At 73.0% G+C, this 6,767-nt stretch carries 7 protein-coding genes; 2 read left to right on the top strand and 5 right to left on the bottom strand.

Annotated elements, in window-relative coordinates:
• Nucleotides 1-109: 109 nt before the first annotated feature.
• Nucleotides 110-910 carry an alpha/beta fold hydrolase gene (locus ACFWGJ_RS40105; RefSeq protein WP_387333889.1) on the bottom strand — a complete coding sequence of 267 codons (801 nt, stop codon included), beginning with the start codon at nt 908-910 and terminating at the stop codon, nt 110-112.
• 87 nt (nt 911-997) lie between these two features.
• On the opposite strand from ACFWGJ_RS40105, the gene ACFWGJ_RS40100 reads away from it, so the two are divergent.
• On the top strand, nt 998-2,359 hold the full coding sequence (locus ACFWGJ_RS40100; RefSeq protein WP_387333888.1) for a PLP-dependent aminotransferase family protein: 1,362 nt from the start codon (nt 998-1,000) through the stop codon (nt 2,357-2,359).
• Here the strand turns inward: ACFWGJ_RS40100 and ACFWGJ_RS40095 are convergent.
• The 3 genes from ACFWGJ_RS40095 to ACFWGJ_RS40085 all read right to left on the bottom strand — a co-directional run bounded on the left by ACFWGJ_RS40095 (nt 2,274) and on the right by ACFWGJ_RS40085 (nt 5,322).
• Entirely contained in the window at nt 2,274-3,179 is a 906-nt protein-coding gene (locus ACFWGJ_RS40095) for a hypothetical protein (RefSeq protein ID WP_387333890.1), read from the bottom strand. The genes ACFWGJ_RS40100 and ACFWGJ_RS40095 overlap by 86 nt on opposite strands.
• 179 nt (nt 3,180-3,358) lie before the next feature.
• Nucleotides 3,359-4,231, bottom strand: a complete 873-nt coding sequence (locus ACFWGJ_RS40090) for an ABC transporter permease (protein WP_387333887.1) — start codon at nt 4,229-4,231, stop codon at nt 3,359-3,361.
• A complete protein-coding gene (locus tag ACFWGJ_RS40085) occupies nt 4,228-5,322 on the bottom strand; it encodes an ATP-binding cassette domain-containing protein (protein WP_387333886.1) in 1,095 nt (364 codons plus the stop codon). The genes ACFWGJ_RS40090 and ACFWGJ_RS40085 overlap by 4 nt, the downstream gene beginning before the upstream one ends.
• Nucleotides 5,323-5,522: 200 nt before the next feature.
• On the opposite strand from ACFWGJ_RS40085, the gene ACFWGJ_RS40080 reads away from it, so the two are divergent.
• On the top strand, nt 5,523-5,993 hold the full coding sequence (locus ACFWGJ_RS40080; protein ID WP_387333885.1) for an SH3 domain-containing protein: 471 nt from the start codon (nt 5,523-5,525) through the stop codon (nt 5,991-5,993).
• A gap of 73 nt (nt 5,994-6,066) precedes the next feature.
• On the opposite strand, the gene ACFWGJ_RS40075 is transcribed toward ACFWGJ_RS40080, so the two are convergent.
• Nucleotides 6,067-6,468 (bottom strand): hypothetical protein, encoded by a 402-nt coding sequence (locus tag ACFWGJ_RS40075; protein ID WP_387333884.1) that lies wholly within the window; start codon nt 6,466-6,468, stop codon nt 6,067-6,069.
• Nucleotides 6,469-6,767: the final 299 nt, after the last annotated feature.

Below are 6,767 nucleotides of genomic sequence, written 5' to 3'. Positions count from 1 at the left end.
AGGGGCGCGGGGAACTGCGCGACAAGCCCCCACCGGGCCCGCAGGTATGGACGTGCGTGGGCGTTGTTTTTAGCCAGCCCTCGCCGGGGCCGCGGGTGTGAGGGGGAGGTCAGTCCTCGTCGGCCCGCGTCTGGTCGCAGTGGGTCAGTAGGGTGGTCAGGGCCTTGTTGAAGGCCGGCGGGTTTTCGAGGTTCGGCATGTGGGATGCGGAGCTCACGACGCACAGCGTCGAGTCCGGCAGCGCCGCGTGCATCGCCTCCGCAACCCCCACGGGAGTGAACTCGTCGTCCTCCCCCACCACCACCAGCGTGGGAACGCCGACCCGGGTCAGCAGTTCCCGGTAGTCCGGCCGCTCCGCCCGCCCCCGCAGGGCCGCCGCGGCCCCCTCCGCCGACGTGCCCGTCATCATGCGGCGCACATGGGCCACCACGTCAGGGCGGGCGTACGGCGCCACCATCCGGTACAGGACCTCCTCGGCGTACCCGCCCATCCCCTCGCGGAGCAGCCGCTCGGCCGTCGCGGCCCGGGACGCCTTCCCCGACGGCGTCTCCGCCGCCGGGAACGTGTCCGCCAGGAGCAGGCCCCGGATCCGTTCGGGGAACAGCCGGTAGCACTCCATGGCGATCTGGCCGCCCATGGAGAGTCCCCCGAGGACGAATTCGGGTACCCGGAGTTCGTCGAGGAGGGCCGCCACGTCCTCGGCGAAGACGGAGAGCGGGGTGATTCCGGGGACGACCGGGGAATCGCCGTACCCCCGCAGGTCCGGCACGATCACCCGGCGGTCAGGGGCGAAGGCCGCCACCTGGGGAGCCCACATCGTGCGGTCGAAGGGGTGGCCGTGGATCAGGACAAGGGGCAGCGCCGTGGTGGCATGCGGGCCTTTGTCCTCGTATGCGAGGAAGGGAGCCATGATCGGACCCTAGATCGGCCCAACTCCTCGGTGCAATAAGATCTTTGCTCTCGGTGCAATCCAGATGGGCTCCAGGAAGGCGGCGGCGTGGAGGACTACCGGCGTATCGCCGACCGGCTGGCCGAGGAGATCTACTCCGGGCGGCTGAAGGCAGGCGAACGGCTGCCGCCGCAGCGCGTGTTCGCGCGGCGCCGGCACATCGCCGGGTCCACGGCGGGGCGCGTGTACGGGGAGCTGGTCCGGCGCGGCCTCGTCGTCGGCGAGGTCGGCCGCGGCACCTTCGTACGGGCCGCGCCACCCCCCTCCGGCCGGGCCCTCGCGGAGGCCACGCACGACCACGACCCCCAGGTGCAGGTCAATCTGGAGCTCAACTACCCGTCCGTACCGGGGCAGTCGGAGCTGATGGCCGACGCGCTCGCGCCGCTGCTGCGGGCCGACGTGCTGGGCGAGGCGACCCGTACCGTCCCGGCCGCCGGGACACCCGCCGCGCGCGAGGCCGTCGCGGGACTGCTGGCGGCATCCGGGTGGCGGCCCGCGCCCGAGCAGCTCCTCTTCGCGGGCAACGCCCGGCAGGCCATCGCGGGCGTCCTGGCCTCGCTGGTACGGCCCGGTGGGCGCGTCGGCGTGGAGGCGCTGACGTATCCGCTGGTCAAGGAGATCGCCGAGCGGATCGGCTGCACGCTCGTGCCGCTCGCCACGGACGAGGAGGGGCTGCGGCCCGATGCCGTCGCCCTCGCCCACCGTGCCGCGCCGCTCTCCGCCCTCTACGTCCAGCCGACGCTGCACAATCCGACCGGAGTGAGCGCGGGGGACCGGAGGAAGCGCGAACTCGCCTCCGTCGTAAGGGACGTGGATCTGCCCGTCGTCGAGGACCGGGTCTGGTCCTTCCTCCATGAGGAGGGCGTGCCGCTCGCCGCGTACGCACCCGAGCGCGTCCATGTCGTCGACGGGCTGTCGAAGCGGGTCGCGCCAGGGCTGACCGCCGGTTTCCTCGTCGTGCCCGAGGAGCGGGCCGGGGCGGTGGGCGGGGCCCTGCGGTCGGGCGGCTGGACGGCGGGGCGATTCGCGCTGGAGGCGGGCACGCGGTGGATCCGGGACGGGACCGTCGAGCGGCTCGTCGGGAAGAAGCGGGCCGACGCGGCCCGGCGCCAGCGCGTCGTCGCGGAACTGCTCGACATGTTCACGGTCCGGGCCGACCCGTACGCGTACCACGCCTGGTGGGAGCTGCCCGCGCCCTGGCGCGCGGACACCTTCACGGCTGCCGCCGCCGCCCACGGGATCGCGGTCACCCCGGGGCCCGCCTTCGCCGTGGGGCAGGTGGGGCAGATGGGGCAGATGGGGTCGCAGGGCGCGCCGGACGCCGTCAGGCTCGGGCTCGCGTCGGTTCCGGTACCGGTGCTGGGGCAGGCGCTGCGGACGCTGCGCGACGTCGCGCGCGGGCGTCCGTGAGCCAGGTCGCCAGCGCCACCGTGAGGCCGAGGGCAAGGATGAACCAGGTCGCGGTGCGCAGGGTCTCGGTGAGGGCGTCGTAGACCGCGCCGGCCGCCGCGCGCGAGACGTGCTCGGGCAGGCCCGCGAGGGTCATGGCCCGGCCGACGACCGTGGCCAGCGCCAGCAGGGCGGCGCCCAGGGCCATGCCGAGCGCGGTGGCCGTGACGGCACGGCGGCGGCGTACGGCCAGCAGGATGCCGCCGACGGCCAGGGCGACCGACGCCAGCGGCAGCCAGAAGCCCGCGATCTCCAGCATGGGGAAGCCTTTCCGCAGGGAGCTGAGCTCCTGGGCGCCGAGGACCGTGACCTCGGTGTGCTCGACGGGGATGCGGTTCGCCAACGGCACGCGGTCGTCGGCCAGTTGCGCCTTGAGGCGGGCGGTGACCGGGGCCAGGTCGAGGGTGACCGCGCCCTCGCTGTCGCTGCGCAGGGCCCGCAGGACGGCGTCGTGCGCGGCCCGGTTCGCCGTGGTCCAGGCCGCGCGGAAGGCCTCCGTACCGGTGAAGGACCGCACCGCCCGGTGGACGTACGCGCGGACCTCCCCCTCCAGCGGCCCGACCTCGACCTCGCTCATGATCCCGTCCGTGACGGTGTCCGCGATCGCGCCCTGGACGTCGGGTCCGGCGGCGAGCGGCGCCATCGTGTCGACGTACCGCCCGGTGTCGCCGATCTCGTACTTCGCCCAGGCCGAGAGCCCGCCCAGCGGCACGAGGACGCAGGCGAGCACGATCAGCAGCGCCGAGAGGACCTTCCGCAGGGCCGAGGGGACCTCCCGCAGGGCCGAGGGGACCTTCCGCAGGGCCGAGGGGTCGGGACCGGTGTCTTTCCGCACCTCTCAAGGAAGAACCCCGGCCGCGCCCCTCGCCATCGGGGCACGGCCGGGGTGACTGCATCCGGACGCGGATTGCGTTCTTCCGGGGGACCCGGACGGCCTTCGCCGGGCTGCGGAAGGCCGTCCTACTTGCGGTTGTAGAGCCTCATCGTGACCGGGCCGAAGACCGCGACCAGCACCCCGGCCCAGCCCAGCGACCACGCGATCTCGGCGGCCGGCCAGGAACCGTCCATCAGACCGCGTACCGCCGAGGCGAGATGGGTGACGGGGTTGTTGTTGACGAAGGCCTGGAGCCAGCCCGGCATCGTCTCGGGGCGCACGAAGATGTCGCTGAGGAAGGTCAGCGGGAACAGGATCATCATGCTCACGCCCATGACCGACTTCTCCGTGCGCAGCAGCAGACCGAACATCGTCCACACCCAGGAGAAGGCGAACGAGAAGACGATCAGCAGGAGGACGCCCGCCACCACGCCCCGGACGCCGCCGTCCGGACGGAAGCCCATGATCAGCCCCACCGCGAGCATCACGACCGACGCGATCGTGTAGCGCAGGGCGTCCCCGAGCAGATAGCCGACCAGCGTCGACGGGCGCCAGATGGGCAGCGAACGGAAGCGGTCGAAGACGCCCTTCTCGATGTCGATGTTGACCGCGAGGCCCGTGTACATCGTGATCATCGTGACGGACATGACGAGGATGCCGGGGAGCAGGTACTGGATGTACTCCCGCGGGGAACCGGCGAGCGCGCCCCCGAACAGGTACGTGTACATCAGCACCAGCATGATCGGGAACGCGGTCACGTCGAAGAGCTGCTCGGGAACGTGCTTGATCTTGAGGATCGCCCGCCAGCCGAAGGTGAGGGACGTCTGCAGGGCGTTCGGGCGCGGCGGGCGCTCGCCGGCGACCAGGATCGCGGCGAGGCTCTCGGTGCGGACCGGCGCGAGGTCCGCCGTGTCCGCGGTGCCGGTTTTGGGGCCGGAGGACTGGGTCGCGGTGCTCATGCCGTGGCCTCTTTCTTCAGCGTCGGCCGGGGTTCGGGTCGGCTGCCGTGCGAGCCGTCGTACGGGCTGTCGTGCGGGCCGTTGTGCGGGCCGTTGTGCCGGTCGTCGGGCTTGCCGGTGAGGGCGAGGAAGACCTCGTCCAGGCTCGGCTGGCCGAGGGAGAAGTTGTCGACGGTGATGCCCGCGCGGGCGAGTTCAGCGAGGGCGCGGGACGCCTTCTCTGCGGTGGCCGCGCCGTCCGGCGAGCCGTTGCCGACCCGGGCCGTCAGCGCCACCGGATCCGGCTCCAGCTGGACGTCCGTGCCCAGCGCCTGCCGCAGCACCCGCTCGGCGTCCGGGCGCCGGTCCGCGTCCCGCAGCCGTACGTGCACGGCGCCCGCGCCCACCGACGCCTTCAGCTCGCCCTTGGTGCCCTCCGCGATCACCCTGCCCTTGTCGATGACGGCGATCCGGGACGCCAACTGGTCGGCCTCGTCGAGGTACTGGGTGGTCAGCAGGACCGTGGTGCCCTGGGCGACGACCGCCCGCACGATCTCCCAGACCTGGTTGCGGCTGCGCGGGTCGAGGCCCGTCGTCGGCTCGTCCAGGAACAGCAGGTCCGGGGTGTTGAGGATGGACGCGGCGATGTCGATACGGCGCCGCATGCCGCCCGAGTAGTTCTTCACCTGGCGGCCGGCCGCCTCGATCAGGCCGAAGGCGTCCAGGAGTTGGGCCGCGCGGTCGTACGAGGCCTTCTTGGCGTGGCCCGTCAGCCGCGCCAGCAGCACGAGGTTCTCGGTGCCGGTCAGGTCCTCGTCCACGGACGCGTACTGGCCGGTGAGGCTCACCCGGCCGCGGACCGCGTCCGCCTCCCGGACGACGTCGTGGCCGAAGACGTGGGCCTCGCCGCCGTCGGGGCGCAGCAGGGTCGCCAGCATGCGCACGGTCGTGGTCTTGCCCGCGCCGTTCGGGCCCAGCAGGCCGTAGACCGTGCCCTGCTCGATGCGCAGGTCCACGCCGTCGACCGCGCGGGTGTCGCCGAAGGTCTTCACCAGCCCCGCGGTCTCGATGGCCGGCCCGGCCCAGTGGTCGGTGCGGCTGCTGCTCGTCATGTCGGTCCGCCCATCCGCGTCGTTCTGGTGACTGGTTCAGTCACTGATTCGGTGACTGGCTTCGTAACTGGCTTCGGAATGGAGACCCCCGGGGCCGCGGAAACTCATCGGTGGGGCGGCCGGGGCCGTGCGGCGGGGGCCTCCGGTGGAGGGTTGACCCGAACGGGTGTTACCTGGTTTCGGGGGAGAGGAGGCCGATCATGCGTGTCACCCTGGCTCTCAGGATCCTTGGAACCGCCCTGGTCAGCGGCAGTGTGCTGACCGTCGCGGCCGCGGGTACGGCGACTGCGGGCGACGCCGGCGACGGGCGCGGCGACCGGCACGGCGGGGACCCCGTGTGGGGGACCGTCGTCTCCCGCGGCGACCTCAAGGTGCGGGCCCGCCCCGACCTCGGCTCGGCCGTCGTCGACCGGCTCTCACCCGGCAGTCAGGACCGGGTCGCGTGCGTGACGCGGGGCTCGCACGTCTTCGGCAACCCGCACTGGTACTGGCTCGTCGGGGCGCGGGCCTGGGCGAGCGCGGCGTTCGTCGACCTCGGCGGTGAGGGAGTGCCGAAGTGTGCCGACCCCTGCGAGGGGGCCTGGAAGGACCGGGGGGACCGGTGGGACCGGTGGGACGAGGCTTCGGGCTCCGCGGACCCCGGCCGGGAGTGGGTGCCCGGCGGGTGGTGAGCGGGTCCGAGGAGAACGGGGCCCCGGCTTACGAGCCGGGGCCCCGTCGTCCCGCGTTCCGTCGCCCGCGCGTTCAGTCCTCGGTCGTGTAGTAGCGGTAGAAGACCACCGCGAGGACGCCTGCCGCGACCGCGAGGGACAGGAGCGCGGTCTTCACGAGGCCGGCGTCCGTGAGGCTGTAGATGAAGCCGAACGCGATGCCCGCGAACGCCGCCCACGTCGCCGCGCGCAGTTCGCGTGGCAGGCGGGGGGCGATGGTGTGGATGCCGTACGCGGCCGCGGCGAAGGCGAGGGCCGAGACGACGCCCAGGAGGACGTTCCAGCCGGTGATCGGGCCTGCGTGGCGGTCTATGCCGGAGGTCCACAGGCCGTAGACGATGCCGGCGAGTGCGGGCAGCACGAACTTCGCTTTCAGCGGGATGGCGGGGTGGTGGGTGGGTGGTGGGCCTGTCCTTGCGGGTGCCGTGTGAGCCATGGCGGCGCTCCTCTCTTCCTCGCCCCTGCCTTCCAGGTCACACCTGGGGGGTGGAGAGGGCAAGTCGGTGCCCCGCCCGCGCAGTTCCCCGCGCCCCTCCGAGGCGGGGCTGCGCCCCGGCCTGCCCTCTTCGTCTGCGGGTCCGGTGGGGGCCGCCCGCGCAGTTCCCCGCGCCCCTGAAAGGCGGGGCTGCGCCCCTGTCTGCCCCTTCGTCTGCGGGCCGGTGGGGGCCGTTCGCGCAGTTCCCCGCGCCCCTCAAAAGCGGGGCTGCGCCCCAGCTTTTGCCTTCAGGGGCGCGA

This window comes from Streptomyces sp. NPDC060205 (genome assembly GCF_042728395.1).
Classification (GTDB): Bacteria; Actinomycetota; Actinomycetes; order Streptomycetales; family Streptomycetaceae; genus Streptomyces.
This window is presented reverse-complemented; position numbering and strand designations above follow the sequence as displayed.